The following is a 21,087-nucleotide window of genomic DNA, read 5'->3' on the forward strand; positions in this document are numbered from 1 at the left end:
CTACTCTTTCCAAAAATAAGGTGAAAACAATACGATGATAGTGAACAGTTCTAAACGACCTATCAGCATCAGGAAAGACAGAAACCACTTACCAAAAGCCGGCACTTCGTAGAAGTTGAGGGCCGGCCCCACATCGCCCAGTCCCGGACCTATATTACCTATGGAGGTGGCCACAGCACCCAGGGCTGTATCCAGGTCAAAGCCCATGATACTCATGATAATCATGGCAATACCCACCGTCATCATGTAAATAACGATAAAAGCCAGTACGTTGGTAATGATGCCCTGATTAACGGCCCGGTTGTTATATCGTACCGGAATCACCGCATTGGGGTGAACCAATCGCTTCAGTTCAAAGAAACTATTTTTCATCAGCAGCACAATACGCACAATCTTAATACCTCCGCCTGTAGAACCAGCCGAACCTCCTGTAAACATCAACAGAAAGATGACGATACTTAAAAAGGGCACCCAAAGCAGATAATCGGCGGTAGCATAACCGGTTGTGGTTATAATCGACACCACCTGAAACAAACCATCGCGCCAGGCTTTTTCAAATAATGCATGGCCTTCGGTAAAATAGAGCACAGCTGCCACCAATGCACTAACGCCAATAATGATACCGGTATAAGCCTGAAACTCCTCATCCTTCACCACCTTTTTCAACTTACCCCGCAGAACACTGTAGGACAAGGTAAAATTGGCGCCTGCAATAAACATAAACAGGATAATTACATACTGAATATAGGGTGATGAAAAATAGGCTACACTGGCTTGCTTGGTGGAATAACCACCGGTTGCCATGGTGGTAAACGAGTGACAGATGGCATCAAAAGGGGTCATACCTCCTATTACCAACAGAATAGCTTCACTGATGGTGAACAGCACATAGATGCCATACAATCGCTTGGCTGTTTCGGTAATGCGCGGATGCAGCTTATCAGGTGCGGGCCCGGGCACTTCTGCAATAAACATCTGCATACCTCCTACACCCAATACCGGTAATATGGCCAACGATAATACGATGATTCCCATACCTCCCAGCCATTGAATCAGGCTTCGCCAAAACAATAAGCCGTGGGGTAAGGCTTCAATATCATTTAGTATACTACTACCAGTAGTGGTAAAGCCCGAGATCGTTTCAAAAAAAGCATCGGTATAAGATGGGATAGCGCCACTCAGGTAAAAGGGCAATAAGCCAAAAAAGGAGAACACCACCCACACCAGGGCTACAATCAGGTAACCTTCACGCTTACCAATATTCTTTGGCGCCTTCCACAATAGAGCACTCGCTGTGCCTCCCAAAGCAATACAAATAGCAGCTGAAATAAGATGATAGGGCAAATCGTATTCGCCATACAACAATGATACGCCGGCCGACAGTAACATAAACACGCCTTCAACAACTAAAAGCAGACCGAGTACCAGGACTATAAATCGAGTGTTAAGCATTATTTCTCACAGAAATTTCAGTAGCAAAGATGTTACTTTTTCAATTAATATGTGTGTCTATTTTAATTATTCTTCCAAAAATTGGGCGAGAACAATATGAGCACTGTAAACAATTCGAGGCGACCAAGGAGCATTAGCAACGACAGCACCCACTTAGCAGCCTGAGGCACTGCAAAAAAGTTATTAACCGGGCCTACAGTGCCAATTCCCGGGCCTATACCACCCATGGTAGTGGCGGCAGCACCCATGGCTGAATCCATATCCATACCAAAAAATGTGAGGGCAAAAGTACCAATAGAAAAAATAGTCATGTACAACATTACAAAAGCCAACACCTTATAAACCGTTTCGGACGCTATCACTTTATCCTGGATACGAAGCGGAAGAACGGCATGCGGATGCACCATGCGCTTAAACTCCAGCAAGGTATTTCTGAACAGGATGGAGTGCCGCATGATTTTGATACCACCAGAGGTACTACCCGCACAGGCTCCACTAAACAGCAACAGAAACATCAGATAGGTCAGATAGGGATGCCAGGCTGTATAGTCAGCCGTTGCAAAACCCGTGCTGGTCACCAGGCTTACCACCTGAAACAAGGCTTTACGCAATGATTCTTCGCCATTGTGATGATCCAAAAACACCAGTGTCACCGTAACAATAGCAGTTACAATTGCAATCACAGTCAGGTACACCCTGAACTCCTGATTTTCGAATACTTTCTTGAGTTTACCCTTCCACACAAAATAGAACAGCGTAAAATTGGTACCGGCAAATAGCATAAACACAATGATGACGTATTGAATATAGGGCGAATAACCTGCAATACTATCATTCTTAGTGGAGAAACCACCGGAGGCTATGGTGGCAAAACTATGGCAGAAAGCATCAAAAACCGGCATGCCACCAATTACCAGAAAACCAGTCTCGAGCAGTATCAGCACCACATAGATGCGCCACAGCAACTTGGCTGTATGTTTCACTCGCGGATGCAGCTTATCATTGGTAATACCGGCTGCCTCGGCATTGTATAATGACATACCGCCAAAACCAAAATAGGGTAAAATAGCCACGGCCAATACCACAATGCCCATCCCTCCAATTAAATGGGTAATGCTACGCCAAAGCAATATGCCATGAGGTAAAGCCTCAATATCAGTCACTACAGATGCTCCGGTGGTGGTAAAACCCGAAATAGTTTCAAAGAAGGCATTGGTAAAACCAGGAATAGTGCCGCTTAGTATATAAGGTAAACTACCAAATAAGGACATGATGATCCACACAAATGTCACAATCACGAAACCTTCGCGCCGGCCTACATCAACCGTTTTAGAGCGCCACACCCAACTTGATATACCACCAATTACCAGACAGGTGATGGCCGAAATCAGGTGCGCCTGTACATCATCTTCTCCGTACAAATAGGCCACCAAGGCACACACAAACATAAACACACTCAATGCCAGAAGGATATGCCCCAGCACCTTACCTATAAAACGATAATTTAACATTCCCCGTAATAAATAGAACAAGCTGCAAAGTTGATATTTTTTTGGCGTTATAGTAAATAATAGGCATTAAGATTTTATGAAGAGATGGATGACAGAGGACGGATGACGGAAGATGATGGGAACCCCCAAGCTGATAAAAAGCAACCCTAAACCATGAAAAGGATCGCATCTCTATGTCCATGCTTTTCATAAAGATGCGATCCCTTCACTAGAACCCCTAACCTGTAACCCAGAACCCGAAACTGTGAACTCGCAACTCTCAACATTCGGACAAAAAAAAGGGGCTAGTGCCCCCATCTCTTTCAAAAAACAACTAATTAAACTTCAACAGCATCCTTCGACACCAGCCAGTCTTTGGCCATATCAAGGGTTTCGAACGAACGAATATCCCGCCCTGTTATCTTCATAATACCATTATATACTATGCGCTGCAAGCCCGATAAGCCCACCACAGCACCATGACTTACGTAGGCTTTGTTGCCGCCAATAAATTCGGAAAACGCATTTTTAATCTCTGAATTGAAGTGCATCCCTTGAATATTAGTCAGGGTTATTACTGACTTTTCGGGCTGCATTCGAATATAATCTTTACTTTCTTTAATCAGTGCTTCCACTTCAGGAGTGGAGCGGATGCCGGTAAAGTCCATATAAAAAATACGTTTACCATCGTGATGAATAATTTCAGGCTTTCTCATTTTGTGTTGGTTTTAACTCATACAAAAATAGTGAGCACCACAACAACTTTTCTTCCATTAATCAACAATAAAGTGCTTTTTATCAAAGCATTCAGACTCATTGACCTGATAATTCTGATGTTTTTAAATCCATGACATACTTTACTACACCTTCATAATCTTCGATACCGGCTTCAACACTGTTGGTTTTCAGGTAGGCGTCATTCACCTTACCAGCCACCATATCCACCCTCCTGTCCATCAGTTGCATCCAGTGGAACTGCGATTTATAAAAATCATGCCGCACCTCATAACGGATGTTCTTTACCAACTCCCTGAAACCGTCATAACGGTAACAGGCATACGCGAAATAGCGGAGTAAATATAGGTTAGCACTGTAGGCTAAACGTTTATCTGCAGAATGAGAACAAACATACCAGGCATAAAAATTGGCTTCGGCCTCGCTGGTAATCCCCAGCTGATGCGCCATCTCGTGAGCCATTACAGCCGGCACTTCCAGCGGTAACATATACTGGTTGACATGTACCTCTCCAAAGAAAGGTCCATAGTAGCCCGATATAGTGGCGGAAGCAAACAGGCGACTGAGTGTAATAGCTTTGGGATGACTTTGGGCTGAAATGCGATCAATCTTCAAAAACTCGGCATGCTCATGGTAAGCATTCGCCAATAAATCACGCACTTCTGTTTCGTCAATAGTATATATAGGGGTATAACTACTATTCACCTCCTCTATGAGCCAGCCAAACACGTCCATCAGTTCCTCAACATTGGCCTCGGCCGCTTGCAGCTCAAGGCGTGTAGTTAAGTCATTACGGTAATAGTTAAATCCCCACAGGATATTAAACAAACTATAGGTGAGCGCCAGCGTAATAACCAGGTATCTAAAATACTGTAGCCAACCAATGCGTTTGAAAACGACTAAGATAGTAATGAATAATCCGCCACTAAGCAGCGTGCCATAAAACAAATCATCCAGCGAAAAGGGAAACAGATTACTGAAGGCCGAAAGACCGGTAATCATCACCGGATAAAGGCCTTGCGAATACCAACGCTCCATCCAGGCGGGATAATGCAAGCCCATTCGCGTGAATGCAAATACCATCAGGGCCAGCACCAGCGAAAAGCTTATTGTCGTCAAGACATATTTCTTCAGCAACTTCTTTATCATAACACTAAAATACACATTCTATGTCCTAAAACAGAAAACTCTTGCCCCTATTGTCACTTTTTTTCAGGATTAACCCAATTTAATGTATTAACTTCGCGGCAATAATCTAAACGTTTTCAATATGGCTATTGAGATAAAAGAGGTAATTGACAATAAGACACTTAACGACTTCGTTAATCTTCCATATATACTTTATAAAAACGAGGCTAACTGGGTGCCTCCTATGAAAAAAGACGAGCTGCATGCCCTGTTGCCCGATAAGAATCCGGCCTTTGAATTTTGCAAGGTAAAAATGTGGGTAGCCTACCAGGATGGCAAATGCGTGGGGCGCATCGGCGGTATCATCAACTCACTGTGGATTGAGAAGAAAGGCCAGAACATTGGGCGTTTTACCCGTCCTGAGTTCATCAACGATAAGGCGGTTAGCCAGCAGCTGTTTGAAACTGTTGAACAGTGGTTCAAAGCAGAAGGCATGGTGGAGATGCAGGGACCATTAGGTTTCTCTAACCTTGATCATCAGGGCTGTTTAATTGAAGGGCATGACTGGTTGCCGTCAGTAGCCTCTGACTATCACATGGCCTATTACCAGCAGCATTTTGATGCACTGGGCTACGAAAAAGAGATTGACTGGGTGGAATTTCGTATTACCTTTCCGGATGCACTGCCCGAAAAAGCGTTCAAGGTGGCCGATATGCTAACGAAGCGCTATGGCTTGCAAGCCTTGAATTTTAAATCGGGCAAAGAGCTCGAACCCTACAAGCAAAAAGTATTCGCTTTATTTAATAAGGCCTTTGCCGAATTATTTGGCACATTCCAGCTGCCCGATAAGCTGGTGCAATTCTACATTAATAAGTACTTTCCCATATTAAATCCGCGCTATGTTAAAATCATCCTGGATAAAGAGGATGAATTGGCAGGCTTTTTGATAGCGCTCCCATCGCTTTCAGAAGCCATGCAAAAAGCTAAAGGCAAACTGCTGCCATTTGGCTGGTGGCACATTATGAAAGCGCTTAAAAAACCAAAAGAGATGGATTTGATGTTGACTGGTGTAAAGCCTGAATTACAAAAAATGGGTGTCGCTGCCCTGTTGATGAATGATCTTTGGAAAACAGCCAAGGAGGATGGCGTCAAGTACGTGGAAACCACGGGTATGTTAGAAAATAACCATGTGGCTATTCAGATGTGGAAGTCATTTGAACATATCCAGCATAAGAGAAAGCGTTGTTACAAAAAAGCACTATAAAAATACAATAAAGAAGATTTTAGATGAAAAGGTGCTTGTTTAACAGGCACCTTTTTTAATGGATGAAAGTGATGACAAAATCAGTTATTTTAAAAGAAGCAAAGAGCTATGCCATTATAACCCTGGGCCTGATGGTAAGTGCCATTGGCTGGACCGGGTTTATTATCCCATCCGATATTGTTGGTGGTGGTGTAATGGGGTTATCCTCATTATTGTATTTCATTTTTGATTTGCCTGTTGGTCCTACCAACCTGGTGCTCAACGGTGTTCTTATCCTTTTATCGATGAGGATTCTGGGTAAAGGTTTTGGTATTAAAACCATCTACTCGCTGGTAACCCTGTCGGTTTTTATCACCGTGTTTCCCTATTTTATAACCGAACCCATTGTAACCGATCGTTTTATGGCGGCAATTATTGGTGGTGGTTTAGTGGGGGCCAGCATCGGCATCTTGTTTGTGCAGGGTGGTAGCACCGGGGGCACCGAGATCATTGCCATGATGATTAATAAAAACCATAACATCAGCCCGGGCCGCATTATGGTATTCTGCGATATCTTCATCATCAGCTCTTCATTTATTGTATTTGAATCGCTGGAAACTATGGTGTTTGGTTTTGTAGTAGTTGGCCTGATGTCCTACATTGCAGATATGTTACTGACAGGCTCGCGTCAGTCGGTACAGATATTAATCATCTCGCAAAAACCAAAGGAAATAGCCGATAAGCTATCGTCACAAATCAACCGTGGCCTCAGCTTTTTAAAAGGGCGTGGCTATTACTATGCCGGCGATCGCGAATTCATCATCACCATCGTTAAAAAGTCGGAATCACACATGGTGTTTCAAATCATTAAAGAAACCGATCCCGATGCGTTTATATCGGTGGCCAATGTGATGGCGGTTTACGGCGCTGGTTTTGATCAGTATAAGCCACCTTTGAACAGCAAAAAGAGTGCTAAGCCAAAGAATACTGAAGTCCGGCCAGTTGAGTAAGCACCCTATCAAAAGCCTCAGGCACAATTGCTTCGAGGCTTATTTTTTGGCCGTTTTGCGGATGTTGAAACTCCAGTGAAGCCGCGTGTAATAAGAGGCGCTTTACACCTGTCACCTCGGTCATAATTTTATTGAGGGTCCAGTCGCCATGCTGTGTATCGCCCAATATATCTGTTCTATTCATGGCAAAATGCTGCCGCAACTGGTGCCACCGACCTGTTTGAGGCATGGCTCTTACCAGGCTGACAGGCACATTCACCTCCTGCTTGTAGCAAATACCTGTTTCTACAGTTGAAAGGGTTTTATAGGCTGTTTCCGCAGCTTGTCGCTTCTTCTTTTTCTTAATCAATACAGGGGAATCAAACACTCCCTCACCAGGTAAACCTTTACTCACCAGTAAGTAGGTCTTTTTCACTTCTCGCTGCTCAAACTGATGACTAAGAATGGCGGCTATTTCTCTTGACAATGCCAAAACAATCACACCGGATGTTTTAGCATCCAGCCGATGCACCGGGAAAACCGCTTTGCCGGTTAATTGGCCTACTTCCTTGGTCAGATAAGCTGCATCAGCCGGCATAAAATCATTTTTATGAACAGGCAAGTCAACGGGTTTATTAACCGCGATTATCGCCTCATCCTGGTAGATAATGTCATTTGGTGTTATAAGCATGGAGCAAAGATAGCTTTATTCTAACGATAAAGAGCTTTGTGCGTTTAGCTAATGACAATCAGCCATCAGGTTCATACATCCCTTGCAAAGTTTGCCGAGTGCTTAAATACCTTCATTAATGTACCAACCAGATACCTTAGTCAGCAGCACCACCAACCACTGACTACTGACTACTGACCAACAAACTATATCAAAAATACTTACTACTTTTGTGCGCCATAATTACCAACTGATGCAAAAAGAAATAGTTAAAAATACCCTATTGGCCATTATCGCCTGCTTACTATGGTCAACTGCCTTTGTAGGCATTAAGATAGGTCTCAAATACACAACGCCATTGCAGTTTGCAGGGTTACGTTTTTTCATTTCGGGGCTATTATTACTACCCCTTGTGCCATCATTTTCCAAACTGATAAGTGCCATCAGGCAAAATCTCTGGCTAATTCTGAAAGTTTCAGCCTTTCAGACGTTTATTCTTTATGCCCTCTTTTATTGGGGAGTTGATATGATTGATGGGGCGCTGGCAGCCATTATCATTGGTTCGCAACCCTTATTTGCTGCCCTTACTGCTCATGTGATGATGCAAAATGATAAAATGAGCCTTCGTAAATTGCTTATTATTTCATCAGGTATTGGCGGCATTGTATTAATAGCTTTGCCAAAAGGCATTAACGGCCCCAATGAATGGACAGAGCTACTGGGCATGGCCTTGCTGGTATTAGCCAACATCGCCTCTGGCATTGGTAATGTGGTAGTCAGTAAAAACCGTCAAAGCATATCCCCTGTGGTATTAAATGCTTCTCAGATGATATTTGGCGGCTTACTTTTGTTTGTAGCATCGCTGTTCACTGAACCGTTTTCCGGCTTTGTTTTTCCAGGCGAATATTATGCAGCCTTGGGCTGGCTGAGCTTTTTATCAGCTACTGCCTTCTCCATATGGTTTTTCCTGCTGCAAAAGCCCAATATTAAGGTGTCTGATTTGAATATCTTCAAGTTCATCATCCCGGTATTTGGTGCTACCCTCAGCTGGCTGATTTTGCCAGACGAATCACCCGATATTATCTCCATCGCAGGTATGTTGATTATTGGCGCTTCAGTGGTACTATATAGCCTGACTGCTAAAAGTTAAGAAACAGCTTGGTGCTGGTGTACCAATGGTGAGAACCTGATTTAAATTCTTTTGACTGTAGATAAACATCAAAACTAAGCCCAAAAGACCTGAAATGGGCGCCGATACCTGAGCGCCAGGTACCAATTAATTTACTCATTTCGTCAAATTCGATGTAATGTATCTTCGGATTTCGGTGCCAGCCTCCCATCATTGTACCGTTGTAAGCAACGGCCGTTATATTTGGCTCTGTTTCAAAGAATAACTGCCACTGACTACCGCTATTGAGCAAGGGCAAACCCAGACTCTCGTAATAGTCATCCATCTTACCTAGTCTGAAAAGTGCTCCAACTGAAGCATCGTCGTGCAAAGTACCAATGCGGGCTTTACCCAATGCATACAAGCCCAGTCCCCGAGATTGATACACTTCTTTATATACCTTCAGGTTGTAATTAACAATCGGCCAGTTGTATTGCTGATACTGCCACCCGTTGGGCAGCTGGTTCTCAGTTAAGTCATGATACTTATACTGCACCTGCCCGGCTCCCGAAGCAGGCCCCATCACACCTAAATCCAGCTCACTATGGTACATCCATCCACTATTCCTGTTAACAGCCCTCGAATGAGATGTCAGTACTAATACGCCGGCATAAGGCCTGTCGGCATATTGTATCTCATCACTCTTTATATCCTTTGGGGTGTATGTTCTCTGAAAAATGGAAATCCCATTAATGACCTCCACATATCCTTTAGGCTTCAGCAGGATAAGATTGACAGGATTTCGATCGAATAAAGGATGGTAGGATGTAAATGACATGCCCTGGGTATAATAATAATCGGTCATCATAAACACATCATTATCCCACTGCAGCTGGTAGAATTTACTGCTTAATGGCTGCTGTGCGCTTAGTCCCCAGGTTGCCATAAACACCAACAATACGCCACAAATAATATGTTTTAACCTATACACAATTATTTTTAGCACCATGCACAACAAATTCAGTTCCAGAATGTATTAACAAATGCTAAATAATATTATTAACTTATCGCTCACAAACATTCAGTTAACCAGTTCAAAAGAACTATTTTTGGATCATAATTGCTATTAATCAATATCGCAGCATTTCAATAATTACTAACATATGAGAACTATCGCACTAACCATCCTAATGACTATCTGCCTTCAGCTAAGTGCGCAGGAAGTACAACAAAATGATTCATTAGCATCAAAAAAGAAACCCAAACGCTACAATGCGCTTTCCATGCGCTACCATGCCGGCCGGGTGCTTCAGACCAACGACTTTTTAAAGGGAGAGAATGAGTCAAACCAGGTGATTGATTATTACCAGGCGCTGAGTATTGCCTATAGCGTGCAGACGGATGGCAGTAAAGAATGGCATCACATCTTTAATTTCCCATACTATGGCGTGGGCTTCTACAATGCCAACTTTTTTAATGTGGATGAATTGGGAACACCTACTGCCCTATACGGTTTCATGGGCTTTCCGTTTAAAAGGAAGGAAAGAAGCATGTGGGGGTATGAACTGGGCTTTGGACTAACCTACAACTGGGAACCATATAACAAGTACGACAATCCTTTTAATGTTGCTATTGGTTCCTATCGTACGGTTTATATCGATGCCAACCTATTTTACGAGTATTACTTGAGCTCACGCTGGGCTGTTCGTGGCTCATTCGGATTCACCCACTTTTCAAATGGCGGAACTAAGAAACCGAACAGCGGCATCAATCTTCTGTCGCCAGCCATTGAAGTAAGCTATAGCTTTAAGGACAGGCCCTTGCTGATTAAACAACCACAACCAGCCTATGGACAGCATTATGAGGTGGCTATTCAGCTTGGTTCAGGCTCCAGCAACGTGTTATACGATAACCGAAACGAACCAAGCAACCCTGGTGACTCAAAAGGTACAGCAGACGTTATGCACTCTTACTTAAACTTATCGGCGGCCGTTTTAAAGCAAACCACCTGGAAAAATAAATTTGGTGCAGGTATTGATTTAACCTACGATGAGAAGGCTAACGTTGTTGTAACCAACCCAGAGGATGGCAGTGAAGAACCCATTGTTGAGTTTGCAGACAAATTCTCCGACAAACTGATGCTTGGTGTGTATGGCACCTATGAGTTTACTATCGATCGTCTTTCGGTAGCATCCTATCTGGGTGTATTAGCATTGCGCAAAAAAGACAACAACTCCAACCCTTATCTTTATCAGAAGTTTGGATTGAAATACCATTTTAAGAACGACTTGTACCTGGGACTTTTAGTGAGGACCCATAACTTTTCGGTGGCCGAAGTCATTGAATGGAATATTGGCTACCGCATAAAGTGGCATTAATATTGTTTGCAAACCTATACATCCTGGTAATTAATTTAAAGAAACAGCTATGAGAAAACTAGTCTTAATAACTTTAGTTCTTGGCCTTTCACTGTCTGTATTTGGACAGGAAAATGAAAGCAAGGAGCTCACTCGTAAGGAACGTCGGGAAATTAAAAAGCAAGAGCAGAAAGAGCAATCAGAAGCGATGGCTAAATTACTTGCTGCTGCCATTGATGAACAAATGTGGGTATTAGAAGCCAACACGCTGGCCGGTAAACGAGGTGCATCGGTTGTTGTCAACAGCACCCTCAATTTTATTGCGGTTGAAGGCGATGAAGCCTTTGTGCAGCTGGGTTCCAATACAGGCATGGGACAAAATGGTGTTGGAGGCGTTTCAGTAAGGGGTAATGTTAACAAGTATGAAGTGAAGAAAAATGAGAAAAAGGGTACTTATTTCATCACTCTTTATATTTCTTCAGCTTTAGGTTCATTTGACATTCGGCTCGACTGTAACTCAGATGGCCAAATAGCCAATGCATCGGTTCAAGGTAATACAGCCAAACGCATTCAGTACCGGGGCATACTTGTGCCAATGTCCGAATCATCGGTATACAAAGGAACTCCAATAATTTAATGAGGCATCACAAGTAACAATGAATAATAAGCCAGGTTAATGCCTGGCTTTTTTTCACTAGTACTTTCAACTCTTGGTTTTCAGCATATTGGATTCATGCTGTTGGGGGATATAAAAGTAGAACGTAGTGCCTTCATTCAGATCGGATTTGAGCCACACCTTACCTCCTAGCATTTCAACCAGTTGCCTTACAATACTAAGTCCAAGGCCTATGCCTCCATGTATATCCTTACCGTTCTGCACTTTTTGGAAAGGAGAGAAAATCTCCTCATGCTGCTCCTTCGAAATACCAATACCGCTGTCTTCAACTGCAAACAGCACAATCTGTTCAGGAACTAAGGCCCGATCAATTGAGCCGTTTAATAAGGCCAGTGCCTGTTCTCCTGTTCTTACCTTAAACTTCACGTGCCCTTGCGTCGTAAATTTAATGGCATTATTTAGCAGGTTGATAATTACCTGTTTTAAGCGTTCCCCATCTGTATGCACCATCAATTCGCTTTCCTCAACACTGATGTCCAATAAATAGCTCACTCCTTCACTAACGTTTAGTTCAAGCGACTTATAGGCTTCTTTGCAAATTGAATAGATATCCACCCATTTTTTAACCAGCAATATCTGTCCGGTTTCAATCCTGGATATATCGATGATATCGTTGATGAGCACCAATAAACTATCACTACTCTTTTGCACCACATTAGCAAATTCCTTTCGCTCTGATTCGTTATAAACATCACTGGCCAGTAAGGTTGAAAAGCCAATAATCGAATTCATTGGGGTGCGTATCTCATGCGACAGATTTGCCAAAAAAGCTGTCTTCAAGCGGTCAGCTTCTTCTGCTTTCTGCTTGGCCGACTCTAAATCCGTTGTACGCTCATTCACTAAATCTTCGAGGTAGTAACGGTGCCGTTCCAGTTCCTTCTTTTGATTCAAAATCTCTTCCCGACTTTCTTCCAAATCATGATTCACCTGTTGCAACTGCTGCGTACGCTCAAGCACTTTGGCTTCCAACCGTTTTCTCTGACTCGTCAGATACCTGATCCTTGTTATATACATCAAGTATATAGCTATAGCAGCCAATAATACCACCAAGCCCTTGAACAGTCGGCTATTAATAAAGGTAGGCTTAACAATAAGCACCATGCTATCGCCTTCATTATTCCACACCTGATCATTGTTTGAGCCTTTTACCCTCAAAACATATTTTCCTTCAGGAATTGACAGGTAAGTTTTAGAATTAAAAGACATTAAGGTATCCCAGGTTGTTTCATAGCCTTCGAGTTGCCAGGCAACCATATTACGGTATGAATTCTGGTAGTTGAAAACTGTTGCATAAAATGATATTGGCTTATGCCCGGTACGAATCGTTAGGGTATCCTCCCCAAAATACTCCCAATTGGTATATACCTGACCACCAATCACCTCACGATCGTCATAAACCGAGTAGGAGCCCAAATCAACCTCAGGAATGGATGTATTATACCTGAACGTATTGGGATTATATTCGACAAAGCCGCCGAAACCTCCCATCAATATTGTACCATCTTTCCCCTGAAAATGGGACGTCTGGTTAAATTCGCGACACATTATTCCATCATACTTGCCGAAGCTGAGCAGGCTTTTATCCTCACAATTGTATCGAATAATCTGAGAATTATTATTCATCCACAAATAACCTTGTGCATCTTCATGTATCGAATAAATGTTTGTTGTGAGCAGTTCGCTATCCAGTACCTGACTAAACTCTTGCTTAAGTGTATTAAAACTTAGCAAGCCCATACCATAGGTAGCCAAAAAGATGGTGCTATCATTTTGCACATGCAAATCCATGATGGCATTCATCCTGACATTACCTTGCTGATTAACAATGGTCGACGAAAAGCGCTTAAAGGACTTATCTACTGGATTGAAAGAAATGAGTGTGCCATCCTTATTCCCAATCCACAGTATACCTTTTGTATCAAAGCAAGCGGTGGTTGTCCGCAATCCGTTTTGCTCTCCATAATCAGGAAATGGATAAACAGTGTATTTACCACTCTTTTTCAAATGAATAACCCCTCCGAAAGAAACCAGCCAAAGCGCATTATTACCTGGTATTACAGCATATATAACATTGAGTTGTTTATGATCGCTTCCTTCTTTTTGAAATAATAAGCGTTTATAGGTATTCTTATTCAAGTCCACTTTTAGCAAGCCCTCATAAGTACCCAACCACATATTTTGATACTTATCTTCATAGCCACAATTAACTGTATCTTTATTAACACCGTGCGAGTTGACCAAATCAAAAACTTTCGAATCAGCCTCTCCTTCCTTAATCAACAACTCTGTATGGGTCCACCACCAATAACGTTTTTTAGAGTCTTTAAACAGGAAAAACACATTATCCGTCATACGCCCTTTCTGAGAGCTAGTTTGTATATGCCTGAACCTTAACTTATCTTCACTATACTCCGAAAAACCATCCTTTGTTCCTACCCACAGCACCTTATGCCTTGGTGAATAGCACAAAGAAGTAACCCAATTATTTACCAGGGCATTGTCTCTATCAATGGCCTTATGCCAGTTGAGCAACTTACCATCACCATTCAATTGAAGCAATCCATCGCCATAGGTGCCCACCCATATATTCCCATGCCCATCTACCAGGTGCCTGGTGAGCATTTCATTTTCCGGCAACTTTTCATGAATAACAGTTGTAGCATGCTTTCTAATATCATACTTAACCAGCATGGAGCTTGAACAAGCCAACAACGATGTGTCATCTAAGAAGCTTATGGAGTTAACGTGTTTACCTCCTTTATATGAGGTGAGTTTCCTCAGGTGATGGTTTTGCTCATCCAGCCCTTCAAGCGGATAATAGAAGATTCCACTATGGGTGGCAACATATAGTATTTCGTTATTATGCTGCAAATCCAATACTTCAAAACTTTGTTGACGATCGGTAAACGTAAAATCAATGAACGTGCTGCTATTAAGATTGTAGGCTTGAAGACCATTCTCCTCAGTACCGATAAATAACCAATCATTAAATCGGGATAAAGTCTGAACAGTACCAATTCCGCTTTTATGCTCTTCATCAACCGGACGTTGAATTTGCTCTGCCTTAAAGGTTTTAAGGTTTAACTTATTGACTCCGCCAAAGCGAGTTCCAATCCACAGAAAATCCTTATTGGGATCAACGTACAGGGCATTAATAAGATTATCAGAAATAGAAGTTGAATCATCAGGCTGATGCCTGAAACCATCAAAGAAGTTTCCATCATACAGGTATAATCCTTCTGAAGTACCAATCCAGACATAACCTGTTGAGTCTTGCGCCACACATTCAATGAACGGGTGCTCAAGCCCATGATCAACACCATAGTTCTCAAAGGCGAACCCCTGAGCAACCAATCCGTTGAATATCACTACCAGTAAAATTACCCCAAATACAATCCTCTTCAACACAGTCCTGTTTACATTGTTCCCGATGTGCTATTTAAGTTTAAACAACCTAATTGCACGATTTTTAACACATGAAGTATAAAACGTAACATCCCTTTAAAAGTTACATATTTTGGACTAAACTTTTGGCCTAACTTTTTAGTTTACAAGCCAAGAACCTGAATAGCCAAACCAGAAAGAAATATAACAAATCCGGCAATTGGATGCCCCAGGTGCTCATAGCGTCTGATATTGACAAATGAAAGCCCGTAGGTTACCGCCAAAACAGCTCCTGTCATGGTTAACAGCGTTGTTAAACCAAATACACTGGTGACCAGCACAAGTGCTCCCACACTTTCAATAGCTGCAGGATACATTAGTATCGGAATAAGCGGCTCACAAGGACCAAGTGCAAATATTATAAACAGAATCCAGGGTGTAATATTTCTCGAATCCTGCAATTTATCCATATGGCCATGGTGGTGCTTTTTATACATACGGCGAATGCCCCATAAGGCATATAGCAATCCAAAGGCAATTAAAGCCCAGGCTGCCAGGTTTCCCCTGAAGGACTCGAACCAGTTGAGCTTTTCTACCTGCATCTCCAGTGCGATACCAATTAACCCAACCACAACAGAGCTTAAGATATGGCCAATACCACAAAGAATGGTTAATGCAATCACCTTCCTGAGTTTCCATTCACGAGCCTTTCCAATCATGATAAATGGCAAGTAATGATCAGGTCCTAGTAAGGTGTGAAAAAAACCGATGGATGCTGCGCTGATTAGCAAAACTTGAAGCTCGTGACTCATTTTTTTCTTTTAAAATTAGTAAAATATTGACGCAAATAATCTGCCCTGCGCCACCATTACTGCTAATTTATTTTTAATCTAAATCACTTGAAACCGTTCTAATATAGGCTCTCACTATATTCTTTATCGATTCTGAGCCTATCTGATTATAATCTACATCGCCAGGATGAATAAACTCATAGCCGCTGATATCATCTTTTGCATGAATATGCTCAAACGAGCTAACTTCACATAAGAAGCATAGATCTGTAGTAAAAACCGAATAGTTTGAGAAGACATAATCATTGGGAAAAGAAGCCATGTACTGCATTGAAACAACATCCAGATTCAACTCTTCCTTTATCTCCCTCATCACAGATTCCTCTGCACTTTCGAGCGGATCAACAAAACCGCCTGGCAAATCGAGCATCCCCTTGTGTGGATCTACTGCGCGCCTGGTAAACAGCATATCTCCCTCTGCATTAAGAATAATAACCGCCACAGCACAGGCCGAATTTATAAAGAAATGAAACCGGCAAATCTGGCATTTAAAAGCTTTCTCGCCATCAAAAAGAAAATATTCTGAACCACAGCGTGGACAATACCTGATAACATTGCCCGGATGCGTTTTATCCTTTATTATTTCCATAACAAATATTGATTTAATCTTGGTACTTACTTAATAATGCTTTAAAACATTTGATATATTCATAAATACCACCTTATCTTTGTTGACACTAAAAGTACATAACTAATCCGAAACTTACCCAATGCCTGAAGACTATAAATCCCGCCTGAGCTTTTCTGCCTACGATATACTGGCCTTTGCTTTAAAACTAAGCCCCCATCCTACCCTCCCAAATATCTATACTGATAAGAACAAAACACTTTACAGAAGAACCAAGTGGGGATTTGAAAAGGCCGAACGATTTAATTTACAGTTAGAGCTTAAGCATAAGGAGAGGCAATATGATGAACTAGAAGACAAGTTCAACAATTTGAGCAATGAATATGACCAGCTCCTGAGACGAAAAACCGGATTGCTGAAGCATTTTGATTTACTCAATCAGCAATTAAGACAAAGTAAAAAAGATAAGGGATTCTTAAAAAGACACCTCAAAGAGGTGCTTGACAAAAACCTGTCGCTTGACAAACGCATGGAGCGCATGCTCAAACAGGAAGAAAACCTGCTGCAACAAATTGAGAAACTCAGAAAAACAAAAGACAACCTGCTGGAGCAGAATTACCAGCTGACCGACAAAAGCAGACAGCAAAAAAACCAGATTAACGCCCTTCAAGCAGCCCTGCATGAACTCAAAGAGAAGCTTCAACCATCTGAAGCCTCTGAGAAAGTTCACTAGTTGATTTACACCCTAGCAGGATAATGATTGAAGCTATACGACTCCAGATACAAGATTAAAGACTTGCTCCAATCAAAATCCCAGCATAAACAATGCAACTGACTATCCTTTAAAATGGCTTGAGCACCACCTTAAACTTGTAATTATTGGGCACTACCGAATAGTTGGCATGTGGACGCGCTCCCCAGGAATTATCGCCACCAACACCCATAATTGCCCGATCGATGTGCACATATACCTCTTTGCGCTCCTTAATATCAAAAGGATGCTGTACTCCCCGTTCGTCAGTGGTAAAATCTTCAGCCGTATAATGCAGCGCTGAGAACCCGAAGGGCTTTTCACTCAAAATCTGCAGTCCTGTGCCCGATTGATTACTTAATTTCATCCAGCGCGTATCGGTTTTATAGCCATTATCCTGCGGACTGGCATAGGCAAAATACTGCTCTTTAACAGAACTGTTGTAAAGCCCGATAAAAGAGGCCGTGTTGCGATCAGGATAGTTCTCCCATGGCCCGCGACCGTACCATTCCAAGTGCTGATAAGCCGGTTGCAAAGCCAGTTTTAGCCCGATGCGTGGCAGCATTGGCAATGATTTTTGTCCTAGCTCAAACGCATAATTAACCACTATCTGTCCATCGCCCGACACGATGTAGCTAAGGTTAATGTGCGAGTCCACATCCGGTAAAAAAATGCGGAAGAATACTTCGGCCTCCAGGTTACCAATGCGCGAGAGGCGTGAGTCCACCACTTTGGCTTTGTCCATAACATGACGCCATATGCCCAGTTCCTTCACCATGTTAAAGCCATGGTCGTTGTCGTTGGGTGCCTTCCAAAAATCAGGTTGAAGCGGTTCAGCCAGTAGCTCCTCCTTTTTGTATGAATAGGAATACAGAGTGCCCGACTCGATATCGAACTGAGCCAGGAAGCGATCGCCACCTACCACATAACTCTCATCGCTTTGATACACCTGAAGCGGTATCTGACTTTCCTTTAAGTCCAGCTTGTAATCATCACCCATCTTAAACTGCTCGCTGGCCAAAATCGTACCTGCCTTTACCAGTCCCCAATCCTTCTTTAGCACAGCATTTATATTGAGCAGATACTCCGCCCCGTCTTTCTTCTTCCAGCCATTCAAATAGAATGGCACTACCTGCTCCATGCCCGGTGCAATAGCATCCAACTTCGATTGGCCGGTAGATACGACCTGTCCGTTCTCAAGCAGCTCCCAGTTGAGTTCGAAACGATCCAATGTAATGGCTTCGTACTTATTGCGAATGCGGATGGTGTTACTACTAAATGAAACCGCTTCAAACGCTACATTCTGGTACACCTTCTTCACTTCGTAGATGGACGGATGCAAGGTGCGGTCGGGATTCACCAGTCCGTTCATACAGAAGTTGCGATCGCTGGGGATATCATCCGGCCCATAGTCACCACCATAGGCCCAGTATTTCTGACCATCTTTGGTATATTTTACCAGTCCCTGGTCCACCCAGTCCCAGATAAAGCCGCCTTGCAGATTATCGTATTTCTCCATCACATCCCAATAGTCCTGCAGGTTGCCCACACTGTTACCCATGGCATGAGCATATTCACAAAGAATAAAAGGCCGTGCCTGCACACTGCGCCCGTAACTCACCAAATGGTCGATGGGTGAATACATGGGGCAAACAATATCCGTATGGGCGCGTCGTTCGGCACGTTCATACTGCACCGGACGCGATGTATCGTACTGCTTAATCCAATTGTAGCACGCCTCAAAATTGACGCCATCGCCGGCCTCGTTACCCAGCGACCAGATAATGACTGAAGGATGGTTTTTATCACGCTGCACCATGCGCTGCACCCGGTCGATATGAGCAGCTTTCCAAACGGTATCTTTGGCCAGTGAACGCTCGCCATAGCCCATGCCGTGCGACTCAATATTGGCCTCGTCAACCAGGTATAAGCCGTACTGATCGCAGAGCTGATACCACAGCGGATCATTGGGGTAATGACAGGTACGCACCGCATTGATGTTATGCTCTTTCATCAAACGGATATCCTGTATCATGGATTCGCGACTCACCACATGCCCCTTAAATTCGTCGTGTTCATGACGGTTGACGCCTTTGAGGTAAACAGCTTTCCCATTCACCAGCAGCTGACCGCCTCTTATTTCCACCTTTCTGAAGCCCACCTTAATGGCGGTTGCTTCAATAGTTGTATTATTCGCATCTTTCAAGGCCACCTGCAAATCATAGAGATAAGGCGTTTCGGCCGTCCACTTCAAGGGATTACCGACCTGGCCCTTCACCTTGATGGCTGCCTGCTTATCTGCCACCTGCACCTGTTCCTTACCTGTAAACAGAATTTTATTGCCATCTTTTAGCACCACCTCTACATTGTAGGCACCGGCAGATTGTCGGGCCGACAGCTCCACCTCAACATCAATGGTGGCATCTTTATAATCCGAGTCGAGCTCACTGTTAAAGCGTATATCGCGCATGCGCACATCGTTGGTGGCATAGAGGTACACATCACGTTCGATACCCGACAGGCGCCAGAAATCCTGACACTCCAGGTAGGAACCATCACTCCAGCGGTACACCTCCAGTGCCAGGTCATTCATACCTTCCTTGATGTAGTTGGTAATTTCAAACTCAGTGGGCAGCTTGGAGCCTTGCGAGTAGCCCACCTTCTGCCCGTTTACCCACAGGTACATGGCCGATTTAACAGCTCCCAGATGGATAAAGACCCGCTTACTCTTCCAATTAGCATCAATAGTAAAGTGATGCTTATAGGAGCCAACCGGGTTCCAGCCATCAGGGATGGTGGGTGGCTGCGGGTTGCGCATGGCAAAGGGATAGGTGGTATTCACATAAATAGGAATGCCATAGCCTTCGACCTCCCAGTTAGAGGGTACCTTAATGCTGTCCCACTTTGAAACATCGTAATCGCTGCGGTAGAAATCAGCAGGCCGCTTGCCGGGTTCATCTACCCAGTTAAACCGCCAGTAGCCGTTGAGCAGCTTGAAAAAGCGGGCCTCTTCCCTATTATAAGTCAAGGCATTTTTTTCTTTGGTGTAGGAATAGAAAGACGCACGGGCCGGCTCTTTGTTGATAGTAAACACCGCCGGGTTCTCCCAGTCGTTCTGACCGTTGGTACAACCAATCACACTCAATAGAATCGCAATTATTATAGGGAATCTGTACATCATCATAGATTAAAAATTGTGGAACAAATTTATGATAAGTTCGGTGCGGATTCAATAATTGTGTGTACAAAAAGGGGGAGAATTGTAAAGGTTTATCATGATGTTTGGAATTGATGATAGTTTTTCAAATAATGAATAAAGGTTAATCGGAAATAAAAATAGATTACTCGTTTAGAATGAGACTTGCCTTACCAGGCGGGTTCCTCATTTTTTTAGAAAAAACGAGGAGCAAAAAACCTCATTGAAAGAGGCGATTGCTATGCAACGGCCTGAATTTATGGCTACAGGCTTCCCTTCTCCTTCGTCGAAGCCGCCATTCTGCCATATTCAGCCCTATCGCTTGCTTTCAATGCTTCAAAACCTTGTTTTGAATGGTGGATTAATTGGAGTTTAATTCTCTTATATCAGCTCAAGCTGCTGGGTCTCTTTTTGACACGGGACAAGTCTTTCCTTATTGTCATTGCTACAAAAAACGCTAGTCAAAAAGAAGCTTCATCCACAGGCCAA

General features: G+C 43.1%; 17 protein-coding genes. 7 read left to right on the forward strand and 10 right to left on the reverse strand.

All coding sequences use genetic code 11. The annotated features are described in order from the left end of the window. The 4 genes from KEM09_RS18660 to KEM09_RS18675 all read right to left on the reverse strand — a co-directional run bounded on the left by KEM09_RS18660 (nt 1) and on the right by KEM09_RS18675 (nt 4,826). Nucleotides 1-1,452, reverse strand: coding sequence for a TrkH family potassium uptake protein (locus KEM09_RS18660; protein WP_212230609.1), 1,452 nt, complete (start codon nt 1,450-1,452; stop codon nt 1-3). A gap of 62 nt (nt 1,453-1,514) precedes the next feature. Next, the gene (locus KEM09_RS18665) at nt 1,515-2,963 is read right to left on the reverse strand and encodes a TrkH family potassium uptake protein (protein WP_212230611.1); all 1,449 of its coding nucleotides are present in this window, start codon (nt 2,961-2,963) and stop codon (nt 1,515-1,517) included. A gap of 317 nt (nt 2,964-3,280) precedes the next feature. Continuing rightward, nucleotides 3,281-3,658 carry a hypothetical protein gene (locus tag KEM09_RS18670; protein WP_212188153.1) on the reverse strand — a complete coding sequence of 126 codons (378 nt, stop codon included), beginning with the start codon at nt 3,656-3,658 and terminating at the stop codon, nt 3,281-3,283. A 97-nt stretch (nt 3,659-3,755) separates the two neighbouring features. Then, nucleotides 3,756-4,826, reverse strand: a complete 1,071-nt coding sequence (locus KEM09_RS18675; RefSeq protein WP_212230613.1) for a DUF3810 domain-containing protein — start codon at nt 4,824-4,826, stop codon at nt 3,756-3,758. A gap of 121 nt (nt 4,827-4,947) precedes the next feature. On the opposite strand from KEM09_RS18675, the gene KEM09_RS18680 reads away from it, so the two are divergent. After that, nucleotides 4,948-6,069, forward strand: coding sequence for a GNAT family N-acetyltransferase (locus KEM09_RS18680; RefSeq protein WP_212230615.1), 1,122 nt, complete (start codon nt 4,948-4,950; stop codon nt 6,067-6,069). A gap of 71 nt (nt 6,070-6,140) precedes the next feature. Beyond that, complete coding sequence (locus KEM09_RS18685; RefSeq protein ID WP_212230617.1) at nt 6,141-7,058, forward strand: YitT family protein; 918 nt, start codon at nt 6,141-6,143, stop codon at nt 7,056-7,058. On the opposite strand, the gene KEM09_RS18690 is transcribed toward KEM09_RS18685, so the two are convergent. Beyond that, nucleotides 7,021-7,728: a pseudouridine synthase gene (locus KEM09_RS18690; RefSeq protein ID WP_212230618.1), complete on the reverse strand. Its 708-nt coding sequence runs from the start codon at nt 7,726-7,728 to the stop codon at nt 7,021-7,023. The genes KEM09_RS18685 and KEM09_RS18690 overlap by 38 nt on opposite strands. A gap of 232 nt (nt 7,729-7,960) precedes the next feature. On the opposite strand from KEM09_RS18690, the gene KEM09_RS18695 reads away from it, so the two are divergent. Further along, nucleotides 7,961-8,857, forward strand: a complete 897-nt coding sequence (locus KEM09_RS18695; protein WP_212230619.1) for a DMT family transporter — start codon at nt 7,961-7,963, stop codon at nt 8,855-8,857. Here the strand turns inward: KEM09_RS18695 and KEM09_RS18700 are convergent. Further along, nucleotides 8,847-9,806, reverse strand: coding sequence for a lipid A-modifier LpxR family protein (locus KEM09_RS18700; protein WP_212230620.1), 960 nt, complete (start codon nt 9,804-9,806; stop codon nt 8,847-8,849). The genes KEM09_RS18695 and KEM09_RS18700 overlap by 11 nt on opposite strands. Before the next feature lie 172 nt (nt 9,807-9,978). On the opposite strand from KEM09_RS18700, the gene KEM09_RS18705 reads away from it, so the two are divergent. Continuing rightward, on the forward strand, nt 9,979-11,193 hold the full coding sequence (locus tag KEM09_RS18705) for an acyloxyacyl hydrolase (RefSeq protein ID WP_212230621.1): 1,215 nt from the start codon (nt 9,979-9,981) through the stop codon (nt 11,191-11,193). Nucleotides 11,194-11,242: 49 nt separating this feature from the next. Further along, a complete protein-coding gene (locus KEM09_RS18710; RefSeq protein WP_212230623.1) occupies nt 11,243-11,809 on the forward strand; it encodes a DUF4251 domain-containing protein in 567 nt (188 codons plus the stop codon). A gap of 66 nt (nt 11,810-11,875) precedes the next feature. Here the strand turns inward: KEM09_RS18710 and KEM09_RS18715 are convergent, their stop codons facing one another. The 3 genes from KEM09_RS18715 to KEM09_RS18725 form a co-directional block, all read right to left on the reverse strand. Beyond that, nucleotides 11,876-15,253, reverse strand: a complete 3,378-nt coding sequence (locus KEM09_RS18715) for a sensor histidine kinase (protein WP_212230625.1) — start codon at nt 15,251-15,253, stop codon at nt 11,876-11,878. A gap of 143 nt (nt 15,254-15,396) precedes the next feature. Beyond that, complete coding sequence (locus KEM09_RS18720) at nt 15,397-16,044, reverse strand: urease accessory protein UreH domain-containing protein (RefSeq protein ID WP_212230627.1); 648 nt, start codon at nt 16,042-16,044, stop codon at nt 15,397-15,399. A gap of 73 nt (nt 16,045-16,117) precedes the next feature. Further along, nucleotides 16,118-16,672 (reverse strand): NUDIX hydrolase, encoded by a 555-nt coding sequence (locus KEM09_RS18725; RefSeq protein WP_212230629.1) that lies wholly within the window; start codon nt 16,670-16,672, stop codon nt 16,118-16,120. Nucleotides 16,673-16,793: 121 nt separating this feature from the next. On the opposite strand from KEM09_RS18725, the gene KEM09_RS18730 reads away from it, so the two are divergent. Next, a complete protein-coding gene (locus KEM09_RS18730) occupies nt 16,794-17,384 on the forward strand; it encodes a hypothetical protein (protein WP_212230632.1) in 591 nt (196 codons plus the stop codon). Nucleotides 17,385-17,493: 109 nt separating this feature from the next. On the opposite strand, the gene lacZ is transcribed toward KEM09_RS18730, so the two are convergent. Beyond that, the gene (gene lacZ, locus KEM09_RS18735; protein ID WP_212230633.1) at nt 17,494-20,586 is read right to left on the reverse strand and encodes a beta-galactosidase, LacZ type; all 3,093 of its coding nucleotides are present in this window, start codon (nt 20,584-20,586) and stop codon (nt 17,494-17,496) included. Nucleotides 20,587-20,821: 235 nt separating this feature from the next. On the opposite strand from lacZ, the gene KEM09_RS18740 reads away from it, so the two are divergent. Next, on the forward strand, nt 20,822-20,974 hold the full coding sequence (locus KEM09_RS18740) for a hypothetical protein (protein WP_212230635.1): 153 nt from the start codon (nt 20,822-20,824) through the stop codon (nt 20,972-20,974). Nucleotides 20,975-21,087 lie beyond the last annotated feature (113 nt).

The organism is Carboxylicivirga mesophila (genome assembly GCF_018271975.1).
Classification (GTDB): domain Bacteria; phylum Bacteroidota; class Bacteroidia; order Bacteroidales; family Marinilabiliaceae; genus Carboxylicivirga; species Carboxylicivirga mesophila.